Source organism: Methanoplanus limicola DSM 2279, assembly GCF_000243255.1.
GTDB classification, from domain to species: Archaea; Halobacteriota; Methanomicrobia; order Methanomicrobiales; family Methanomicrobiaceae; genus Methanoplanus; species Methanoplanus limicola.
Genome location: NZ_CM001436.1, coordinates 1,935,188 through 1,956,017 on the forward strand (window position 1 = coordinate 1,935,188; position 20,830 = coordinate 1,956,017).

21 protein-coding genes, 1 tRNA gene and 1 pseudogene are annotated in these 20,830 nt (G+C 42.7%); 16 read left to right on the forward strand and 7 right to left on the reverse strand.

Features of this window, described 5'->3' with window-relative positions; translation table 11 throughout:
• Positions 1–63: 63 nt before the first annotated feature.
• Positions 64–1,539 carry a preprotein translocase subunit SecD gene (locus METLIM_RS09345; protein WP_004078009.1) on the reverse strand — a complete coding sequence of 492 codons (1,476 nt, stop codon included), beginning with the start codon at positions 1,537–1,539 and terminating at the stop codon, positions 64–66.
• Complete coding sequence (locus METLIM_RS09350) at positions 1,536–2,390, reverse strand: protein translocase subunit SecF (RefSeq protein ID WP_004078011.1); 855 nt, start codon at positions 2,388–2,390, stop codon at positions 1,536–1,538. Before METLIM_RS09350 ends, METLIM_RS09345 begins: the two co-directional genes overlap by 4 nt.
• A gap of 214 nt (positions 2,391–2,604) precedes the next feature.
• Between METLIM_RS09350 and METLIM_RS09355 the strand changes: the two genes are divergently transcribed.
• The 13 genes from METLIM_RS09355 (at position 2,605) to METLIM_RS09415 (ending at position 13,311) form a co-directional block, all read left to right on the forward strand.
• The gene (locus METLIM_RS09355; RefSeq protein WP_004078013.1) at positions 2,605–2,922 is read left to right on the forward strand and encodes a DUF2551 domain-containing protein; all 318 of its coding nucleotides are present in this window, start codon (positions 2,605–2,607) and stop codon (positions 2,920–2,922) included.
• 38 nt (positions 2,923–2,960) lie between these two features.
• On the forward strand, positions 2,961–3,233 hold the full coding sequence (locus METLIM_RS09360) for a hypothetical protein (RefSeq protein WP_004078015.1): 273 nt from the start codon (positions 2,961–2,963) through the stop codon (positions 3,231–3,233).
• Positions 3,234–3,262: 29 nt separating this feature from the next.
• A complete protein-coding gene (locus tag METLIM_RS09365) occupies positions 3,263–3,682 on the forward strand; it encodes an archease (RefSeq protein WP_004078017.1) in 420 nt (139 codons plus the stop codon).
• Between the two features lie 14 nt (positions 3,683–3,696).
• Positions 3,697–5,130, forward strand: coding sequence for an RtcB family protein (locus METLIM_RS09370; RefSeq protein WP_048146316.1), 1,434 nt, complete (start codon positions 3,697–3,699; stop codon positions 5,128–5,130).
• Positions 5,127–5,705: a hypothetical protein gene (locus METLIM_RS09375; RefSeq protein WP_004078020.1), complete on the forward strand. Its 579-nt coding sequence runs from the start codon at positions 5,127–5,129 to the stop codon at positions 5,703–5,705. Before METLIM_RS09370 ends, METLIM_RS09375 begins: the two co-directional genes overlap by 4 nt.
• Before the next feature lie 34 nt (positions 5,706–5,739).
• A complete protein-coding gene (locus METLIM_RS09380; RefSeq protein WP_004078021.1) occupies positions 5,740–6,159 on the forward strand; it encodes a DUF2111 domain-containing protein in 420 nt (139 codons plus the stop codon).
• Between the two features lie 5 nt (positions 6,160–6,164).
• Positions 6,165–7,145, forward strand: a complete 981-nt coding sequence (locus METLIM_RS09385; protein ID WP_004078023.1) for a biotin--[acetyl-CoA-carboxylase] ligase — start codon at positions 6,165–6,167, stop codon at positions 7,143–7,145.
• A gap of 254 nt (positions 7,146–7,399) precedes the next feature.
• Positions 7,400–7,912, forward strand: coding sequence for a biotin transporter BioY (locus tag METLIM_RS09390; RefSeq protein WP_004078024.1), 513 nt, complete (start codon positions 7,400–7,402; stop codon positions 7,910–7,912).
• 108 nt (positions 7,913–8,020) lie between these two features.
• Positions 8,021–8,695 (forward strand): energy-coupling factor ABC transporter ATP-binding protein, encoded by a 675-nt coding sequence (locus tag METLIM_RS09395; protein ID WP_004078025.1) that lies wholly within the window; start codon positions 8,021–8,023, stop codon positions 8,693–8,695.
• Positions 8,692–9,390, forward strand: a complete 699-nt coding sequence (locus tag METLIM_RS09400) for an ATP-binding cassette domain-containing protein (RefSeq protein WP_004078026.1) — start codon at positions 8,692–8,694, stop codon at positions 9,388–9,390. Before METLIM_RS09395 ends, METLIM_RS09400 begins: the two co-directional genes overlap by 4 nt.
• Positions 9,372–10,007 (forward strand): hypothetical protein, encoded by a 636-nt coding sequence (locus METLIM_RS09405; RefSeq protein WP_004078027.1) that lies wholly within the window; start codon positions 9,372–9,374, stop codon positions 10,005–10,007. The genes METLIM_RS09400 and METLIM_RS09405 overlap by 19 nt, the downstream gene beginning before the upstream one ends.
• Positions 10,008–10,087: 80 nt before the next feature.
• Positions 10,088–11,827 (forward strand): pyruvate/oxaloacetate carboxyltransferase, encoded by a 1,740-nt coding sequence (locus METLIM_RS09410; RefSeq protein WP_004078028.1) that lies wholly within the window; start codon positions 10,088–10,090, stop codon positions 11,825–11,827.
• On the forward strand, positions 11,824–13,311 hold the full coding sequence (locus METLIM_RS09415; RefSeq protein WP_004078029.1) for an acetyl-CoA carboxylase biotin carboxylase subunit: 1,488 nt from the start codon (positions 11,824–11,826) through the stop codon (positions 13,309–13,311). Before METLIM_RS09410 ends, METLIM_RS09415 begins: the two co-directional genes overlap by 4 nt.
• A gap of 103 nt (positions 13,312–13,414) precedes the next feature.
• On the opposite strand, the gene METLIM_RS09420 is transcribed toward METLIM_RS09415, so the two are convergent.
• Entirely contained in the window at positions 13,415–14,305 is an 891-nt protein-coding gene (locus METLIM_RS09420; RefSeq protein ID WP_004078032.1) for a glycine betaine ABC transporter substrate-binding protein, read from the reverse strand.
• Between the two features lie 754 nt (positions 14,306–15,059).
• On the opposite strand from METLIM_RS09420, the gene METLIM_RS09425 reads away from it, so the two are divergent.
• From METLIM_RS09425 to METLIM_RS09440, 3 genes are all read left to right on the forward strand, one after another.
• Positions 15,060–16,475 carry an ApeA N-terminal domain 1-containing protein gene (locus METLIM_RS09425; RefSeq protein ID WP_004078034.1) on the forward strand — a complete coding sequence of 472 codons (1,416 nt, stop codon included), beginning with the start codon at positions 15,060–15,062 and terminating at the stop codon, positions 16,473–16,475.
• Between the two features lie 29 nt (positions 16,476–16,504).
• The gene (locus tag METLIM_RS09430; RefSeq protein WP_004078036.1) at positions 16,505–17,494 is read left to right on the forward strand and encodes a TIGR00341 family protein; all 990 of its coding nucleotides are present in this window, start codon (positions 16,505–16,507) and stop codon (positions 17,492–17,494) included.
• Positions 17,495–17,696: 202 nt separating this feature from the next.
• Positions 17,697–17,809: transfer RNA gene (locus tag METLIM_RS09440), tRNA-Met, on the forward strand.
• 513 nt (positions 17,810–18,322) lie between these two features.
• On the opposite strand, the gene METLIM_RS16620 is transcribed toward METLIM_RS09440, so the two are convergent.
• From METLIM_RS16620 to METLIM_RS09450, 4 genes and pseudogenes are all read right to left on the reverse strand, one after another.
• The gene (locus METLIM_RS16620; protein WP_004078038.1) at positions 18,323–18,523 is read right to left on the reverse strand and encodes a hypothetical protein; all 201 of its coding nucleotides are present in this window, start codon (positions 18,521–18,523) and stop codon (positions 18,323–18,325) included.
• Between the two features lie 114 nt (positions 18,524–18,637).
• Positions 18,638–18,739, reverse strand: a pseudogene (locus METLIM_RS17690) (hypothetical protein); the annotation flags it as partial.
• A gap of 556 nt (positions 18,740–19,295) precedes the next feature.
• A complete protein-coding gene (locus METLIM_RS09445) occupies positions 19,296–20,207 on the reverse strand; it encodes a hypothetical protein (RefSeq protein ID WP_004078040.1) in 912 nt (303 codons plus the stop codon).
• Positions 20,204–20,785: a DUF6932 family protein gene (locus METLIM_RS09450; protein WP_004078043.1), complete on the reverse strand. Its 582-nt coding sequence runs from the start codon at positions 20,783–20,785 to the stop codon at positions 20,204–20,206. The genes METLIM_RS09445 and METLIM_RS09450 overlap by 4 nt, the downstream gene beginning before the upstream one ends.
• Positions 20,786–20,830: the final 45 nt, after the last annotated feature.

Below are 20,830 nucleotides of genomic sequence, written 5' to 3' on the forward strand. Positions count from 1 at the left end.
ATTACCTCTTTTTAAGAAGAGAGTTAAAAAAGGATATAAATTTTTTTATTTGTCAGATTCAGGTTATGACGGCTTTTTTGACAAAACTGCCATAATTATCTTTCCATACGCCGGTCTTGTGACTAATACGCCAATTACAACGCCAAGTATTGTAACGATTGCAAAACCCTTGAGTGAGGATAAATCCATCACAATCAGCGGAAGCATTGCAAAAATTACCGTAGCCGCGGCAACAAGTATTATTCCAAGTGCCCTCTTTAAGCGCTTCAGATAGACATTGGGAGATGGTACACGACCCTCATGCAGCACCTCGTCAGTGATGACGATGAGCTGATCAATACCCGTACCCAAAACTGCAATGATACCGGCAATAGCTGCAAGATCAAGCTGCTGGATATATCGTGCAATTCCGAGCAGAATTATTATCTCCACAACATTTGTCATTACCATCGGAAGGACAATTGAAGGTTCATGATAGCGGAAATATACAGTGACTCCGACTGCTATAAGTGCCAGAATTCCTGCAATAATACAGACCATCTTGAAGTAGTCACCAAGCGCAGCAGGGACTGATCCTGAACCGGCAATGCTGACATCAACCGGAAGTGCACCGGCACGCAGGTGAATCTCAAGTTTCTGAGCTTCTTCAAGACTTTCCTCACCGCTTCCGGTAGAAGCACTGAGATCACGGACTGTCCCTTTCATGAGCTTGGAAGCCAGATCTGTTGACAGAGGAGCATGATAGACCTCTTCTCCGTCAAGGTACATCAGAAGTTCATGAGCTTCAGGATTGCTCACAGCACCGTATTTTATTGCCGATGCACGGAATGCAGCCGCACCTTCGTCATCAAGTGTGAATGCAACACCCCAGCTGCCGCTCCCCGGAGGTGACTGCTGAGGCCTTGAGACGCTTGTGACACTGTTTCCAAAGAGAACATGGTCAGTCTCCTCACCATCGGTCTGAATTCTTATCTCAAATTTACCCTGGGAACTGACAATGTCCTGTGCGGTCTTAATGTCGGTGCCCGCCAGTTCAATTCTCATGTAGTGGACTATGCCGTTCATTCCTGCGATGGTGTTGATCTTTGCGTCCTTTGTACCTAGACTGTTTACCTTATCCTCAAGAATTCTCTTGACATCGTCCGCTGTCTCAGGAGAGACGCCCTGATCGTAGGATATTATCTGAGCGCCGAGTTCGTCAAAGATTTTGCGGAGTTCAGCCTCAGAGATCTGTTTCCGGATTTCAATCTGGTCCGCACTGAACGGGATCACCTCAGCATCGATCTTCTTTGATAATTCACCGGCAAACTCACCGGCAGTCATATCGGATGAGAACCGCACTACCTCAGAATCAAAGGAGAGCTGTATCCACGAACCGCCTTCGAGATCAAGTCCGAGCTGAAGGTTGCCCTCAAGTCCGTTGTCGAAATTCGGCGGCAGGATGTATATGCTTGCAATTGAAAAGATGACAAGCAGAACCATGGCAATAACACGCCAGTCTGAAAATATTTTCTTTAAAGTACTGTCTTCATCACTCATTTCCTTCCACCTCTGGTCATGTACCATTTAAGAAGCCCTGCATTGAGCATCCAGGTGTTCATAACATCAACGGCAAGTCCGATGAGAAGCACTGCTGATATATCCCTGATTATAACAACATTCCCTATAGCCGAAACGATAAACATCGCAAAAACGGCAGTGAATGTTGTACTGGTCATGATAATTCCGGTTCTGAACGCACCGGACATCTTCTCCTCAAGTTTGCCTTTGCGCTTCAGGAGGCGCGTTGTAAGAAGAACGTCACTGTCAACCGAATAACCGATGAGCATCAGAAGTGCTGCGGTTGTCCCAAGTGAGAGAGTTATCCCGACAACATCCATAATTGCAGCAGTAATTATAATATCTGAGAGCGCGGAAATCACAACGGCCACTGAAGGGACAAAATTTCTGAATGCCGCAAATATGACAATTGCCATCAGAATAAAGGAGATGATAACTGCCCACAGCGCCTGCTCCTGCAATGTTTTTCCGAATGTTTCACCGATCTGATCGATCTTTGCCTCAGGGTATTTTGAGATGACATGATCAGTCAAATCCCTGAACTCATCATCCCCCATATTCTGAAAGACGATGTAATAACCATTGTTTATGCTTTCCCCGACACTCTGGAGCGGATAACCTGAGAAATAACTCTCAATATCCTCCTTTGAGTCATCAGAGAAGACGGTCACTGAAATACCTCCTGCAAAATCAATACCCGGTTCTATCGGCATTCCGGTAGTAAAAAAATTGAATGCCAGAAAAAGAACAGATATAATAAACAGACCCGCAGGGAGTGCAACCATCTGCTTTGGTTCATACCTGTTAATATCGTAGGTAAACTTACCCATGAATATTTTTTGTCTTTTAAATGAATAAACATTGGTATTTATAAGAGATAATTAAATAATCCCGGATTCCCTGATATTTGAGAGAAATAATAAATTACTGGTATAATAATAAATTTTCAGGTGTTATTTTTTTTGCAACAGGCGGGCAGCAAATATTAAAGATCGTTATAAATTTAAGAAAAGTATAAATACAATTCAGCCAAATAAACCATTTATGAGGTCAGCGGCTGATCTAAAAAAGGAGATTGAAAAACGTCTCAAAAATTATCTTTCCAGGGATAAAGACGGCATACGTCGTGAGCTGCTGAATATCTTCGTTAAGGTCAAATCAGTGACTGTCGAGGATACACATAATAAGCTTAAAGAGAGATTTGCGATATCTTATCAGTCTGTTGCATCAATGATTGGAATTATCGCCTCTAAGATGGGGATCCTCCATATAATTAAAGCAAGAGACAATGATCAGACGCAGTATGTTCTGAAAGATCAGTATGCCGATCTGGTGGCGCGTGTAGTTGGCGCGGGCACCTGAACTATTACAAAACTTTTTTAAACCCGGTTTCAAATAATATGGAAATGGTTTTTGAAACAGCAGATTTATCTAAAAATTATATTTCCGTTTCTGATGAAGTTAAAAGATATATTATGGACCGCAGGTGCGATTTCAGGGTATGTACATCATGCGGCGGACCGATTATATTATCAACAATGGTAAAACCCGCCAAATCATCCGACCTTGAGATTCCGGTGGGCGACTATACTCTGTATATATCAGTATATCAGGCAAGGTATATTGACAGGATAGATATGAATATGGTCCCGAAATACTCTGATTATTTTTAGAGTCCTTTCCAAAGATTAACTGATATAAAATGCCTTTTGAAGAGATAGACCACACCGCAGATTATATGTTCAGGTGCTCCGGCACAACATATGACGAATTATTCACATCTGCTGCCAAAGCAATGTTCACCCTGATGTTTGATTCACGGAAATATGCCGGCATTTCAAGGGAGATATCTCTTGAAGCAGCATCTCCCGAATCACTTCTCGCAGATTTTTTATCTGAAATTCTCTTCATAGCCGAAGTTGACGGGATTGTCTTTTCTGATGCTTCAATCTCGGTTGAAAAGTCTGACAGCGGCTATATAATCTCTGCACAGATAAAAGGTGAGAGTTTTAACAGTGATATTCATGCCGGAGGCACGGAGATAAAAGGGATATCAAGATCAGAGATGGATATTATTAATAAAGAAGGGACTTATTACACAGACATAATTTTTGATGTCTGATGAGAGAGATAGAAATGCTTGACGGAATAAGAAGAATAAACGAATTTGAATGGGAAATTGAGAGAGGTTTTGTCCCGGAGATGAGAGTTCCCGGTAAATTCTATCTCTCTGATACCCTTTCAGAGAGTCTTGAAGAGGGTGCAGTCAGACAGCTTGCAAATGTCGCTACAATGCCTGGAATTGTTAAATATTCACTTGCAATGCCGGATGTCCACTGGGGATACGGATTTCCCATAGGCGGAGTTGCGGCATTTAATATGGAGGAGGGAGTGATATCTCCGGGCGGTGTCGGTTTTGATATTAACTGTGGTGTCAGGCTTTTAGCCCTTCCGGTAAAAAAGGCTGAGTTTTCCGGAATTAAGGGCATTATAAATCAGCTCTTTGATACGGTACCGACAGGAGTCGGAAATAAAAGCGCTCTTCGGCTTTCTGAAAAAGAGCTTGAAGATGTCATGCTGGAGGGTGCGGGATGGGCTGTAAACAACGGTTACGGTACTAAAGACGATATTATACGATGCGAAGACGGAGGATGCCTGGGCGGTGCCGATACTGAATATGTGAGCCGGAAAGCAAGGCAGAGAGGAATGCCGCAGTGCGGCACGCTTGGTTCAGGCAATCATTTTCTGGAGATACAGTCGGTGGATGAGATCTTTGATGATGAAGCAGCAGAGAAGTTCGGTCTTGTTATGGATCAGATCTGTATAATGATCCACTGCGGTTCAAGAGGACTTGGACACCAGGTCTGCACTGACCATCTGAAAGACCTTGAGGCAGCATCAAAAAAATATAAGATTAAGCTCCCTGACAGTCAGCTCGCCTGTGCACCTCTGAAGAGTCCTGAAGGGAAGGCATATCTCTCTGCAATGGCAGCCTCTGCAAACTATGCCTGGGCCAACAGGCAGATAATAACCCACCTTGTAAGGGAGATCATCTGCAAATCACCTGATATTGAATATGATGAGATAAAGCTCGTCTATGATGTGACGCACAATGTCGCAAAATTCGAGGAGCATATTGTGGACGGGGAGAAGCAGACACTCTGTGTGCACAGGAAAGGTGCTACAAGGGCTTTTGGCCCGGGATCTCCCGGACTCCCCCCTGAGCTTGAGAGTACAGGTCAGCCGGTTCTTATTCCGGGCAGCATGGGCACTCCGTCATATGTCCTTAAAGGGACAGAGAAAGCGATGGAATGCACATTCGGAAGTACCTGCCATGGTTCGGGTCGCATTATGTCAAGATCACAGGCAAAAAAGAGCAGTGAGGGAGCAGAAATAAAAGAGGAGCTTGCCGGAAAGGGTGTATATGTCAGGGCCACAAGTAACAAAGTTATTGCAGAGGAATCTCCAAAAGCCTATAAATCAAGCAGTGAAGTGGTAAGAATTGTGCACAATGCCGGGCTGTCACTGAAGGTTGCAAAACTTACACCTATGGGAGTTATCAAGGGATGAAATCCAAAGCCGGAATAGCATGGGACTGTGAAGGATATATACACAGATATCTTGGAGAATGCGGGATTAACTGTGAAGCAGTAACGCCGCAGCTTATGGCGGCACCGTTTTTCAGGGGAAATTTTGTCGCAGTAATTGTCCCTACAGGGTTTGGAAATCCGGTCTATTCCGGACTTTTGCCTGCCCTTAGGGCATCTTCAGAAAGAATAAAAAAATTTGTGAAGAGAGGCGGCAATATTCTCGTCTTCGGAGCTATGACTGATAAGCCGGGAGCATATAACTGGCTTCCTTTTGAGCTTGAATATAATTATGAGTATTTCTCATCCGGAATTCAGGTCAGAAAGGACAATCAGTTCTCTTCGGTAATGGATGACTTCGATATTACCAATCTTGAGATGGACGGCTATTTCTCAGGTTATGCCGGCTTTCCGGTCGCAGAGACAACGGATAAAAAAGCGGTACTGATTGCTGAAGAATATGGTGAAGGTCATTATCTCGTGACATCAATACACGAATTCCCATCCAGGGAATTTCTGAAAAAATTCTGCTCCGCAGAGGCGGAAATTTTATTTTAAATAAGGCTTATTTTAGTTAGTGGAGGATTAAACATTGAACAAAAACAGAATTAGTGAAGATTCTGATTCAGCTGATATTCTGCCGGTTGCGATGGCTGTACACAGGATAACAGGGCTGCCTGCAACCGCAAGATCCCGAAATAAGAGAGGAGTCAGAATAGAAGAGGGGAATGTAATTGATGACGACTATTCAGGCCCTGTGCTCGAAGAGGCTATGAAAGCAAACAGCCTGCTGAAGACCACCCCTTTAACCGGCCAGTACAAAGGTGTGCCTGTAATCGTTGCTCCGGTCAGGAACGGAAGCAATGAAGCTGTCGCGGCAATAGGTGTGGTTGATATCACAGGAATCTTTGACCTTGCAACCCTGATGGAGCACCAGTCAGTGATCTTAAAGCAGGTCTGCGGAATGGACCCCTGCCCCCTTCCTGATGAACAGACCGCAGCGAAAAGGTAATTTTAATGAACGAAACTGCATTTAAAGTGCTGGAAATTCTTGAGAAAAGCCAGACTTCCATATCAGGTGAAGAGATCAGTAAAAAACTTGGAATTACAAGATCTGCCGTATGGAAGTGTATTAATGAGTTAAAAGAACTTGGATATGAGATTGAATCGTCAAGGGCGGAAGGTTATCTGATGAAAAAATCTTCAGAAAGACTTCTCCCGCACGAAGTTTCAAAATTTTTAAAGACTGACTTTATCGGCAGGAAGATCAGTTATTTTGAGAGCACTCCGTCCACAACCTGGATTGCAAAAGATCTCTGCATAAAGGAAGATCCGGCTGATATAAACGGAACTGTCATAATTGCTGAGGAGCAGACCGGAGGTACGGGCAGGCTTGGCAGGGCCTGGTTCTCACCTGAAGGCGGGATATGGGTAACAATTATTTTAAAACCGGAAATACCCATTGACAGGCTCTTCTTTGTCACAATGGCAGGTTCAATAGCCGTGGCACGTGCTGTGCGGCGCCTGTATAACATAGGGGCACTGATAAAATGGCCAAATGACATCTATATAGGCGATAAAAAGTTATCCGGAATACTGCTTGAACTTGCAGCAGAGGCTGATCAGATCCATTACTGCCTTCTCGGCATAGGTATTGATGCAAATATTAAGACCGACCAGTTCCAGAGCGGTCTTCGGACACCTATCACATCCATAACAGAAGAGGTGGGGCATGATATCAACCGTGCAGAACTGCTTGCACTGATACTGAAGGAATTTGAGAGAAGGTACCTGATGATTGAAGACGGGGAATATGAATCCATTGTAAGGGAATGGAAGAGCCTCTCACTTACAATTGAAAAGAGGGTCAGGATAACCACACCGAGAAGGACATTTGAAGGCGAAGCCATTGATATTGATGAATACGGAGCACTTATTATCAAAATGGACAACGGGATGGTAGAGAAGGTGATTTCAGGCGACTGCACGCCGATCTGAACCGGAAAAATTACAGCAATCATTCCGGACCATAAATAAAACATACTTTTTCAGACATTAATCAAAAACAGCTCCGCCGGTTTACCATTAGATCTATTTTCATAAACAAAAATCAGTTATGCAGCTGCATAATGCATAAACCGATGACATCTCCGGCTTTCAGGATACTGCCGCATCCGGCCGGGCAGTGATCATAATCTTTTTTTGTCAACCACACCCAAAATTAAGGTTGACAATAGGTAAGAGTTTTAAAAATGTACGGAAATGAGAGAAGAACCCTTCTGATTACACAGACAGCGGCTTTTATTGCATTAATGGCGGTGGGGGCAAATATTGTCATACCGATGGTCCCTGTGCCCATTACACTTCAGACGCTGTTCCTTCTGCTTGCAGGTGCTGTAATGAAGAGATATGCTATAATTCCGGTCGTATTATACATCATTCTCGGCATTGCGGGGCTTCCTGTCTTTCACCAGTTTGCATCCGGACCGGGTGTACTGATGGGGCCGACAGGAGGTTATATGGTCGCCTTTATTCCGGCAGTTCTCATTGCAGGGCTTGCATATGAGAAGAAGAACCGGAATATAAGAATATTGTCGCTCGTCTCTGCATCCATGCTCATTCTCTTCTGCGGAACCCTGTGGATCTCGGTGTCATCCGGAATTACAGTTCTTCAGGCGGCAATAGTAGGATTTCTGCCGTTTATATTCGGAGACCTGATAAAGTCAGGTGCTGCTTTCCTTATTGCAGAGAGGGTTGATGAGTAACAGTCAGGGCTTAAACGGAAGAAATGCCCGGAATTATCTCCGGAAGCTACGGCCAAAAAAAAGATCAGTCTGAAACATTCAGCCCGGTGCGGCTGACTCAACAGTGATATGATAGAGATAAAAAACCTAAACCACGGCATCCTGAATATTGACAGGGCCACAGTTCCTGAGGGGATAACGGCAGTTATTGGCAGAAACGGCAGCGGAAAGAGCACACTGCTAAAGATCATATCGGGGATTAAAATTCCTGATTCAGGAAGTATCAGTATTGAAGGAAAAAATCCCCGTGAACTTGACACAGGTTATGTATCCGAATATCCGGATGACAACAGCATCTTCGGGGTCGTATATGATGAGATAGCATCGTCACTGAGGTTTAAGCATGCAGACTGTAGTGAAACAGAGAGGAGAGTTAAAGAGATCTCTTACCTCTTTGATATCAGCCATCTCCTTAAAAGAGAGATGAGAACTCTTTCAGGCGGAGAGAAGGTGATGGTCGCCCTGGCCTCTGCATGTGCAGACAACCCGTCCCTCCTCGTAATTGATGAGCCGGATTCACACCTTGACAGGGGATCAGCAGAGGTATTTTCTGAAAATGTTCTGAATACAGGCTCGCGGCATATCATAGTCTGCACCCACAATATGGAGACTGCATCAAAAGCCGGCAACCTGATCTTTTTAGAGAGCGGCAGGATAAAATACCAGGGAGCTCCCGGTGAAATATTTGAGAAATATCTTAAGAGCACCTGTTTTTATCCGCCATTGTGGAGAATTTTAAAGTGAAGATAACCCTGGACAATATCACCATAAAAAACGGTGATTTCATCCTGAAGGCAGACGGGGAATTTGAGAGAGGAGTTCACCTCATCACCGGAAAGATCGGCAGCGGAAAGACATCTCTTGCCATGGCGGTGGCAGGTTTTCTGAAGGTTTCCGGCGGAAGAATAGAGAAATCAGGAACAGGTTCGGAGATCTACTCGATGCAGAATCCTGAGCACCATGTAACGGCAGAGAAGGTGAGAAAGGAGATCACATCATGGGGTCTTAACCCGGAATTTATCGCAGACAGATATGGTTTTGAAGAGATGATGGATAAAGATCCAGTGCTTCTCTCAAGGGGCGAATTAAAGAAGCTTGAACTTGCCTGCATTGCAGAGAGAAATCCGGATCTCCTCTTGCTTGACGAGCCATTCAGCTCGCTTGACTGTGTGGAGAAGAAGAAATTAATCAGTAATCTCTGTAACCGGAAAGATAAGATAACTATAATATTTACACATGAGCAGGCCGTTCTGCCAAAGGCTGATTATATATGGGAGACGGAGGAGGGCCACCTCATATGCCATGGTAAAACTCCGGAAGCGATACTGAGATGGAAAAACTGTCCGCAGTATATAACTGAGGCATTGCGCAGGGGAATTATTCCGGATAATATTACAGTTGATGACGTTATGGAGGCATTATGCAGGATGCAGGGCTGAGGTTTTTTTCAGTAATACTGCTCTCCATAACGGCGTTCACAGGATATGCAGGGTCGGCCCTTGCATTTATCTGGTGGCTCTTGTTTTCAAAAAGAATAAATTCTCTTCCGGAATTCAGGTTCTTCGCCGGAATTATAGCGATGATATCAGCGATTTCACTCATCATGTATATTCAGGGGCTTAACGGGCCGGAGTATTTTGTAAAGATGGCCATTATACTGCTCATTGCATTTTATGCCTGGTCTGAATTTAAGCCGGGAGAATTTCTGAATATAATGGTCTGGCTTTTTGGCAATAAACACGGATTTGAACTTGGAATGACAGCTGAACTCTCAGCAGAAAATATCAGAAGAATCAGTTATGACATATCAAAAGCACGCATTGCACTCAGAATTAAAAATCAGAAGCAGAAAATAAGCAATATTATTCCGGTTGCAGGAAATATCACCATTCAGGCTCTCAGAAGGTCATCCGAACAGGCCGGAATTATGGCAATGAGGGGTTATAATCAAGGGGGAAGTCTAAACCCTTCTTTTAAGAGAGGAGATAAGGATATTGCAGCAATGCTCTCCTCCGCCGTATTTTTTGTTGTTTCAATACTACTGGGGATATTTTAATACTTAACAGATCCAAGTAAATAAAGGCTAAAATTCGATTATACAATATCCTTTATTCCCCTATTTACCGGAGGTAATTTATGAGTGTGACAAATCCTTTAAAAATAACCGACACTACTCTCAGAGATGCACATCAGTCCTTAATAGCCACGAGGCTCAGGACTGAGGATATGATATCTCTCGCCCGGGCAATTGACAAAATAGGCTTTTTTTCCGTTGAAGCCTGGGGAGGGGCCACCTTTGACAGCTGTATCAGATACTTAAATGACGATCCCTGGCAGAGACTTTCCGATCTGAATGAAGTTTTGGAGAATACTCCAATACAGATGCTTCTTCGCGGCCAGAATCTTGTAGGGTACAAACATTATCCCGATGATGTAGTTGTAAAATTCATAGAAGCTGCGGGCAGAAACGGAGTTGACATATTCAGGGTCTTTGACGCGCTCAATGACATACGGAATATGGAAAAATCAATGGAGACTGTGAAGGATATCGGTGCACACCTTCAGGGCACAATATGCTATACAACAAGCCCTGTACATTCAAATGAGAAGTTCATTGAGATGGCAGAGGTCCTGTACGCAAAAGGCAGTGATTCGATCTGCATCAAAGATATGGCCGGACTTATTATGCCTGATGATGCAGGAGAGATCATCACCGGCATAAAACGGACAATTGATATCCCGGTAAATCTTCATTCGCACTCCACAAGCGGAATTTCGCCTATGAGCTATCAGGCGGCAATTGAAGCTGGCGTGGATATTCTTGATACTGCGATGTCACCTTTCGCGATGGGTACATCCCAGCCGCCGACGGAGAGCATTGTTGCAACTCTTATCGGAAGAGAGAGAGATACCGGTATTGATCTGTTAAAGCTGAGGGAAGTCCGGAACATATGCCTTAAGATCAGGGATAAGTACGGCGGGCTGATTGATCCTATATCAGAACTTGTTGACAGTGATGTGCTGATATATCAGCTCCCCGGCGGAATGATCTCTAATCTGGTCTCACAGCTTAAAGAGCAGAATGCACTTGACAGAATAGAAGAGGTTCACAAAGAGATCCCGAAGGTAAGAAAGGATCTCGGCTACCCGCCCTTAGTAACACCGACAAGCCAGATTGTGGGCACACAGGCGGTACTAAATGTCCTGATGGGCGGTGAGAGATACTCCAATATCACCCAGGAAGTCAAGGATTATGTAAGAGGTCTGTACGGCAAACCCCCGGGAATAATTCCGGACGAGATACGCCTGAAGATAATCGGAGAGGAGAAGCCGTATGAAGGAAGGCCCGGAGATCTCCTCTCACCTGCATATGAAAATATGGCAGCTGAGGCGCGTGAAGGCGGTTTTGTCAGAAAGGATGAGGACATTCTCACATATATCCTGTATCCTGCAATTGCACCGTCATTCCTGAAAGGAGAGAGAAAACAGGAGTTGATTCCAAAGAAATCAGCACCTGCCAGGGCTTCCGTCCCGGAGATTCCAAGCTGCATGGAGGTTGAAGTGGATGGTGAGATCTTTGCCGTCAGGATTTTATCTGTTGAAGGCAGTGCCGTTGAATCGCAGAAGAGTATGGGTCAGAAGAAGATCCCGCACACTACGATTAAAGGCGGTGTCAACAGCAACATGCAGGGTATGGTTTTAAAGATTGAGACAAGCATCGGTGCACAGGTCAAAACCGGAGATGTTCTTGTTGTTCTTGAAGCGATGAAGATGGAAAATCCGATTAAGTCGCCAAGGGATGGCAAGGTAACCCAGATTTTTGTAGATTCGGGTGACACTGTGCAGAATGGTGATGTTCTGCTGGTGGTTGAATGAGATATTTTAATAAAATTCTTATTGCTAACAGGGGCGAAATTGCAATCCGTGTTATGCGTGGATGCAGAGAGCTTGGAATTGAGACTGTTGCGGTCTATTCCGAGCCGGATAAAAATTCGCTCCATGTAAAGTATGCAGATGAGGCATACCTTGCAGGTGAGGCGCACCCTTCAAAGAGCTACCTGAATAAGGAGAAGATTATCAGCATCGCAAAAAAATGCGGGGCTGAGGCAATCCATCCTGGATATGGTTTTTTAGCGGAAAATTCAGAATTTGCAAGGCTATGTGATGAAGAGGGAATTGTCTTTATCGGCCCGTCTTATAAGACCATTGAGAAGATGGGATCAAAACTTGGTTCAAAGCATATGGTCTCATCGGCAGGTGTGCCTGTCCTGCCGTATACTACTGACGGAGTCCGCTCACTTGATGAGGCGAAGAAGATCTCCTCAGAGATTGGCTACCCTGTAATTGTCAAGGCAAGTGCCGGCGGCGGTGGCATAGGTATGCAGATTGTGGAGGATGAGTCCGGCCTTGAGGAAGCGATAGAGAAGGGTATGAGGATTGCAAAGTCTGCATTCGGAGATGAAACTGTCTTCATTGAGAAGTACCTTGTCAAGCCGAGGCATATTGAACTTCAGGTGCTCTGTGATCAGCAGGGCAACAGGGTGCACCTCTATGACCGTGAATGCTCAATTCAGAGGAGGCATCAGAAACTTGTGGAAGAGGCACCGTGCCCGATAATGACTGATGAGCTGAGGGAGAAGATGGCAGAGTCGGCTCTGAAGGTTGCAGAGGTTTCAGGGTATTATAACGCAGGCACTGTTGAATTTCTCTATTCTAACGGCGAGTATTATTTCATGGAGATGAATACCCGCCTCCAGGTCGAGCATACGGTCACTGAGATGGTTACCGGAATTGATCTTGTTAAACAGCAGATAAGGGTTGCATCGGGTGAGGACCTGGCAATATCTCAGGATGATATTAAACTGCACGGGCATGCTATTGAGTGCCGGATTAATGCGGAAGATCCACTGAATAACTTTTCAGCAGATCCGGGCAAGATTGTCAGATACAGGTCTCCGGGAGGTCCTGGTATCCGTGTAGATTCCGGAATTCACATGGGATACACAATTCCTCCGATGTACGATTCAATGATCTCAAAGCTCTGTTCATGGGGTTTTGACAGGGAAGAGAGCATCAACCGTATGAGAAGAGCGATATATGAATATGTTATCCTTGGCGTGAAGACAACCCTGCCGCTTCATCATGCAATAATGAACAACAGTCAGTTTATAGAGGGAAAGACGCATACTCATTTCCTCACTGAAGAGCATGTAAAGAAGAACCTTTCAATGTACTTAAGAGAGGAAGAGGCAAGGATGCAGACGCTTGCAGCATCAATGAGGCTTGGAAAGGAGGCTGCTGCAATAACTGCTGCTGTAAATGTATATATTAAAAATGTCCAGGATAATTCCGGCAGATAAATAATCTTTTTTTTGCGTGCTGTTGATATGCCGGTTTCTGGCATAATTTTTGTTTTTAATGGTCTGAAAACCGGAATTATAATGTTTTAAAAAAAGGGTTGGTTTATTTTCCGAGCCATTCGTTTACAAGGTCGGGATTGTTCTTAATCCACTCTGAAGCGGCAGCTTCTACATCCTTTCCGTCATTTACTTCAAGCATTATAGATTCCATGTCAGATGACTCCCAGTGGTAACGCTCAAGGAACTCATAGAGTTCAGGATAATCTTCTTTAAACCCTGTTCTTGTAAATGTTGAAATGTGCTCTATGCCGCCGTAGATATTTTTAGGGTCATCCAGATACTTAAGGTCCCATGTTACAAATTTCCAGTGTGGTGACCAGCCTGTAACAACAATCGGCTCTTTTTTGTCTATAGCGGATTTGAGTGCAGTACACATTGCAACTTCACTGCCGGTGGAGATTTCATAGTCAAGACCATATTCTTCATTTACAGTCTCTGTGTCTTTCATTATGCCTGCACCAGGCTCTATTCCGACTATTGTTGAATCAAATTCCTCAGAATGATCTTTTAATTCCTCAATTGAATTAATGTCAACGTATTCCGGGACTACAAGTCCGCATCTTGTGCCGACCATGTTTTCACCTACAAACACAATGTCGTCCTTATACTTGTCATAGTACTGACCATGGCATGTCGGCAGCCAGGCACCAACGAAGAAGTCTCCGGAACCTGAGGCCAGTCCCTGAAATGCAAGGCCTACATCGACGATTTTAAGTTCAACATTGTAGCCGTTTGCATCAAGTACCTGTTTGATGACATTTCCGCTTGCAAGTTCTGTGTCATACGGGGTTGAGATCAGGACAACTTCTTTGCTGCCGGAATCTGATGCAACTTCTGTATTGTCTGTATCTGCCCCTACGCAGCCCGCAGCCAGAACAATGGCTGAACAGACTACAAATAATATTGATAAGTCTTTGATTCTTTTTTTAATCACAATAACACAACCAGATTAAATCAGTAAGATGGAGGATTTAGAATGTAACCTGTACAGTTTATCCTCCACGAATAATGCGGTCCCGAAAAAAAAGTCCGGATATTTACTTTGATATCTGTTTTATCAAAGTTTTCCCGGATATAATTAGTTAATCCGGAACATTACACATTGTGTTATAGTAATACAAAAATTGCACATATAAATTTTTCCCACAACCAGATATTAATTACTCCCACCAGAACGATTAATTATCAAATTTAACGATGTAATAAGGATATATTCTAATTACAATCATTTATGAAGACCGATATTGATATTTAAAATCTCTGCACCATCTAAAATGAAATGTAAGGACATTTTGCCACCCAAAATCTAAAATCAACCAAATATTCTGATTATATCCAATAAAAGCCACATATACACATTTAATTTTGATTTAAAGAGCACACCACAGCCCATATAAAATCAAAGTTCAATTAACTACCCAATATTAAAATTAGCGATAATCCGGACTTTTTGGATTTTTGACGCGCAGAGGAAATGGGACATTTTTTCCGGGATATTGATGTCTCCTTCAGTCCGGTAAAAATCTGCTCTGGATTTCTCACATCCTACGGTCTTTGGGTAATTAAATCCGGATTTTTTCCAAAAATGCTTAATGTCTGCATAATAATATTTAATTACAGGCTGAGTAGCAGGTAAATATACGGGATTAATTCCTGCGCTTTAAGTGAAATATCTGTGCAGTGGTTGTATGGACAATATTATCAGGATAAGGGGTAAGTGGAATATTAAAAATTCCGGGTGTTATGATACTGACAGGGATTTCCCCGGACTTTTAACCATTAAGCCGTATTATCATGCTCTGCTTGAATGCAGTCTTTCCCGTCAGGGAAGTGATGAAAATGATGCAGTCTTATGGAATGTTTTTCCTGAAGAAAGTGATCACTGTGTCATTAACAGAATCCCGCTTATTTCAGGAAGAGGGGTTAGTGGTACTGAGATAACGCTGTTAAATAACAGGATGGTTCACAGGGATAGGATGAACCCGGTTTTAGGTCCTGAAACTGATGACAATGAGATACTTTTTCTTCCGGAAATTGTGATTGACGGATATAATTTCAGTAGCTACGATGAGGTGAGGTTCTGCCGGGTTCTGACTCTTCCTGATGATTTTGTTAACTGGATTGGTTTTGAGCATATTTCCGGGGAGATTAATAAAAAAGGTGGTCTGATAATTTATTCTTCCGGGAACTGCACCTTAAAAATCTGTACAGATGAAAATGATCCGGACCTGATTTTACTTGCTGAATATCCTGAGGAGAAGAGATTAAGAGATATTATCTCTGATCTTCAGGTGATCCAGAATATTCTCACATTCTTTTGGGGTAAACCGTCTTTCTTCATCTCCATTACAGGGGAGCATGAAAAAAATCCTCTGCTATCTGATTATTACGGTGAAAAAATACTGAATAAATGCAGTATTTATCTTAATAATAACAGGCTTTGTAACCGGAAACTGGCTGAATATATGCATTATGGCAGTTATTTAATTTCGTTTGATGAAATTAGTGATGATTTTGGGGAATATCTCGGACGGTGGAGGGTGTTTGAGAGAGATTACAGTCCTATGGTAAGGCTGTATTTTTCTGTGGTCTTTAACCCTGAGATGTATCCAGAAAATGTTTTTCTAAGCTTTACAGAGTGTATTGAGATTTATCACCGGAGAAATGATAACTTTAAGGATTACCTTATAAGTCCGGATGAGTACCGGGAGAGGACTGATATAGTTAAACGGCTTCTTGGGGAAAATAAGGTTTTTACAAAGAAGGTCAGGGAATCGATCGTCAATACCCTTAAGTTTGGGAATAAACCAAATCTTGAGAACCGGTTAAATGATATATGTGATTTTTTCGGGGACTTTCTTGAGCCTTATATAGCTGATTACGGAGAGTTTTCTTCTTCTGTTTCGGGAAACAGGAATTATATTGCGCACAGGGAGGCTAAAGAGGGTTTTTCATATGCAGGCGGTACTGAACTCTGTATTTTTACTGCAAAACTTGAAATGGTTATATATACGATTTTTCTTTATGAATGTGGTTTTGAGAAGGATTTTATAAAGAATATTCTGAGCAGGTTTATGGACAGGAAGACCGGAGAATGTTTTTAGTGGTGGTTGTGTGACGGGAGGGCAGAGGGATGAAAAAAATACTGATTAATGTTCGTTATGAAGATTTTCCTGAACTTGAGAAACTTCTTGCCGGTTTTCATCATCTGGTGAATAAAGAGAGGAATTATGTCGAGGTCAGGGTTTTTGTTCCTGATGCGGAGGTCAATGATGCAATAGAGGTGCTTAGAAAGCCTATTGATATGAGGTATAAAGAGTCCCTGATTGATGTCTCCACTCCGGATTTTGTAATCTCGTCTTCTCTTCAGAGGGCAGAAAAAAGGGTAACTGTGAGTGTCAGGACGCCTGTTGAAAAACTGATTGATACGGCTAAGGATTATACAAAAATTGATTACTGGCATCTGGCACTGGTCGGTATTGCAGGGCTTATTGCTCTTATGGGGCTGTATCTCAATAATGTCGCAATTATTATCGGGGCAATGCTTTTATCTCCGATTCTCGGCCCGATTCATTCGTTTGCAATTTATTCTGCAACAGGGAGGGTAAATGAGGCATTAAGGAGCATTTTTGTCCTGGCTATTAATCTGGCGCTCATCTTCCTGCTTGCCCTTACTGCTACGCTGTTAATGTCGGTGTTTACCGGAATTTTCACTGGTTCTTCTCTGAATATATCACTGACTGAAGAGATTATGCTCAGAACGGTCTCAAATCCGATATACATAATTATGGCTGTGCTTCTTGGCACTGCCTCTATTATTGCGCTTACAAAGAATATCTCTGAACTTGTTGCAGGGGTTGCGGTTGCTGCGGCGCTGCTTCCGCCGACGGTCGTTGCCGGAATTACTGTTGTTCTTATACCGGAGAGGTCTCCCGGTGCGGTTCTTCTTGTCCTGGACAATGTCATCGGGCTTATTGCCGGTGCGCTCATTGCCACACTTGCACTTAAGATTGCGCCAAGAAAAGGCAGTGATATTAAGACTGCAAAGAGTTTCATCCGGAGGAGTATTATTCTGATCCTTATTTTAATCGGAATTCTGACATTTTCGTCATTAATTATCTGATTTTAGCCGGAATTTTCATGGCCGGTAATTCCGGATATGAGAGATTTACGTGCTCTTGATTATGGATATAATTCCTGCATAATGCCTGAAGAGGTATTAATTCCGGATGAGGTGCTAAAGTTAAATCATAACTTTTAACTGTGTAGAGATCATTTTTATTATGCACACTGTGTGTAACTACCGACATAGAAGAAATTTAGCTGCTGTCGTGGCCTAGTCGGTTAGGGCGCCAGACTCATAGGGTTTTGAGCACATTTCGGAGGCGCTGATATCTGAGATATCTGGAGGCCGTGGGTTCGGATCCCACCGACAGCACTTTTAAGCAAAATTTAGCCCCGTTTTTTAATTCTAAGCTCATTTTCCTAATTACTGCGTTAACTTTAACGTCAATAAATGTTTCGGCTTTTTCACTGCTTTGATTTTTTTATGTTATTCCCCGGTGCCTGAAGCGCAATCATACTGTCAGTAGAAGGATTCTTTTTCCTTTTTGGGAATGCCTGTGGCCTTCCTTTCCGGGTTTTAAGCTGATGAAGAAGGGCCGGAGATATTCAGATTATAATAACGGGCCGGTTGTTATAACAGAATCCGGTTTTCCGGAGTTTTCCTTCACTTGCTTATCTCCACTTCAGATATTAAATTAATAAAATGTGTACCAGTTCCACAAAATAAGTTGCAAAAATGTGCGGCCGTCACACATAATACACACTTATAGATGAAAAGTCATGTTATGAAACGGTACATTCACAATACTTTACAAAATGGAAAAAGAGTAGGAACCGTAAACCAGTGATTATTGAAGGAATTCGCCAGTGCGGGATCACATAGTGATCATATGATAAATACTCCAATTATAAACATCAAATGTAAAAAGGGATCATTTCCTGGGTTAAAATCAACAATAATCTGATTTGCTTCTACCATTCCGGCAGTATTTCTGCCAATGTATGTAGTGATTACATCACCAATGAACATAATAAAAAGACAAATCCAGGTTAGCCAGTAAAATATTATTAAATCCGGTATTTTCATTTTATCCCAGTAATTATTAGATTTCGATTAAAAAAATCACTCCTCTCTTTTAAATCTGCCGGGTTGAAACTTTGAACCTGAAAGAGTAGAATACAAAGAAGTGAATCTAATAAATTATATCCGCCCTAAAAGTTCAGTGAAGTTCTTTTCAGCCTCTTCTAACCGTTCCCTGGTTTTTGCACCTGTAATTATGAATTTCCCGTTGCTGAATAAGAGAAATGATACACCCCAGTTTTACCATTCACCCTTAGCGGCCACTGCATTGAGCTTTGCGTAATAATCACCTTTGTTCCTGATTATGTACCTGCTCAGGTACAATTCCGGTATGTCAAGAATACCGAGATGTCAAGAATACCGAGATGTCAAGAATACCGAGATGTCAAGAATACTAAAGATCTTTAAGTGTGATCAATATGTCGAAGAAACAAAGTATTTTCGACAGATTCACATTGACGTGTCTAAGGTTTCGGCATATTGTTGTTGATTTGTCGAATGTCCAAAATTTTGAAGTTTCGGAGGTTTTGGGGATTTTGGAAGAGCAGGGGTTCTTGTTGATACTTCCGGTTCTGTTGGTTGGGCCGGATTAGTCATGGAGCTGCTTTGGGCCGGAGTTTTTGAGGAGAGGGTTGGTTTTGATGTCTGCTTTTCTCCGGTTGGGACTTTGGTTGGGGAAGAAAGTTGAGGGGTTTTGGAGGGGGTGAGATATTGAGGCATAGACTTTTGCTGCAGCAGGAGGCGCAGTGGCGTAGTTCAATCAGTTATCCATCTCACCTTAATTTATATCATAATCAGTAAGTGTATATGTGCGGTTTTTGCTTTCACCGACTCTTCTTTCCAGTAACTGAATGGTTGCCGGCAGATTGAGATTCTGGTTAATTAAATCTGCATTTTCAATTACAGTATCTACTCTGCCTGAGATAATTTCCTCTGAATTATCTTCAGAAAATTCAAAAATCCTTTTTTTAGGAAGATAACCAATAAAATGACCTTTCAGCGTGATCTCTTCCTGACGTATATTGTCCTCACTGAGTCTGCTTTCACTTTGACGAATCTGACCTACATCGGTGAAACCAAAGGCATTTCCTTTTGACTTCAGTGTGCATACAGCATCCTGATCTGCAAGAGTTTTTAGAAATTCACGAATGGTTTTAATCGCCCGTGGATCAGCTTCTGATAGTGCCTCATTTAACTCTTCATCAGTTCCGGTTGATGCTTTGAATATCGCCATAGTTGTACTTATAGCAAGTTCGACAGGAGAGGGTTCATTGTTCAGCTTAGGATTTTGTGACACTTCTTCTATTACAAATCCAAATGACCCCTTGGTTGTTCCGGTTATCAACATCTTATATTCTTCACGGTTTGGCAACATACCCCGCGATCCCAGAGTGTCTGTCTGACTTGCTCCGACTGCTGCGACTGCATCAGTGAACTGTTTGATGGCATTTCCTCCAAAGTCTGCCTGAACTCCATGGCTGTTGATGACCGGAGCACCCCGGAATGTTATACTGAATTGAGCAGGATTATAATATTGGCCCTCAAATGAGGCAAGTGAGGCTTCTATATCATGTTTTCTGGATTCCAGACTGAGACGCTCAATGACACTGGACGTGGGTAGTTGTATAAGCATTTTGTTTAATGTGGATAACTCCGCTTTTAAATGCTGATAATTCTGATTGGTCATCATAAAGAATCCTCCTCTTTCATCATTGCATCAAGGTTGCTCATAGCAATCTGATCTTCTTTATCGGAAAGTTCTATTTGTATAAATCCTTTCCACTGTCCGTCTCTTCTGTGTGACCAGATGCTGTACCAATACGTGATTTGCCTGATAAGCATCTCGTATCCATCTGAGTTTAACTGTACAAAATATGCATCAACATTATATTCATCTTTCGTCCTTTTAGAGTTGAAGATATCTTGGTTAGAAGATAAAAGGGTCTCCTGACTTGTTTCTTCAGGCAGAATAAAAAATGTGACAAGATCGATATCATTGGGATTTCTTCCTTCTGTCTTCTCAACATTTTCAAGGAAACTTCCATCAATCCACTGAAAGCCTTCATTAAGCCCTAATTCATGCAGATCAGAACGGAAATTCATAAAACCTTTTATGATCTCTCTACGGTGTTTGGTATTTGCAAACCGGAGAATTAAGTCAGTTAAAGAGATTGAATAGGGGGACCTTTCAAAATCTGTTGGATCAGCCATATTTATGGGCGGTAAAATCCCGTCAATGTTCCAGTCCGGTATCACGTCTTTATTCATTTAACGTCTCCTTTGAAAGTTCTGCTTTTATTCATTATTATCCTC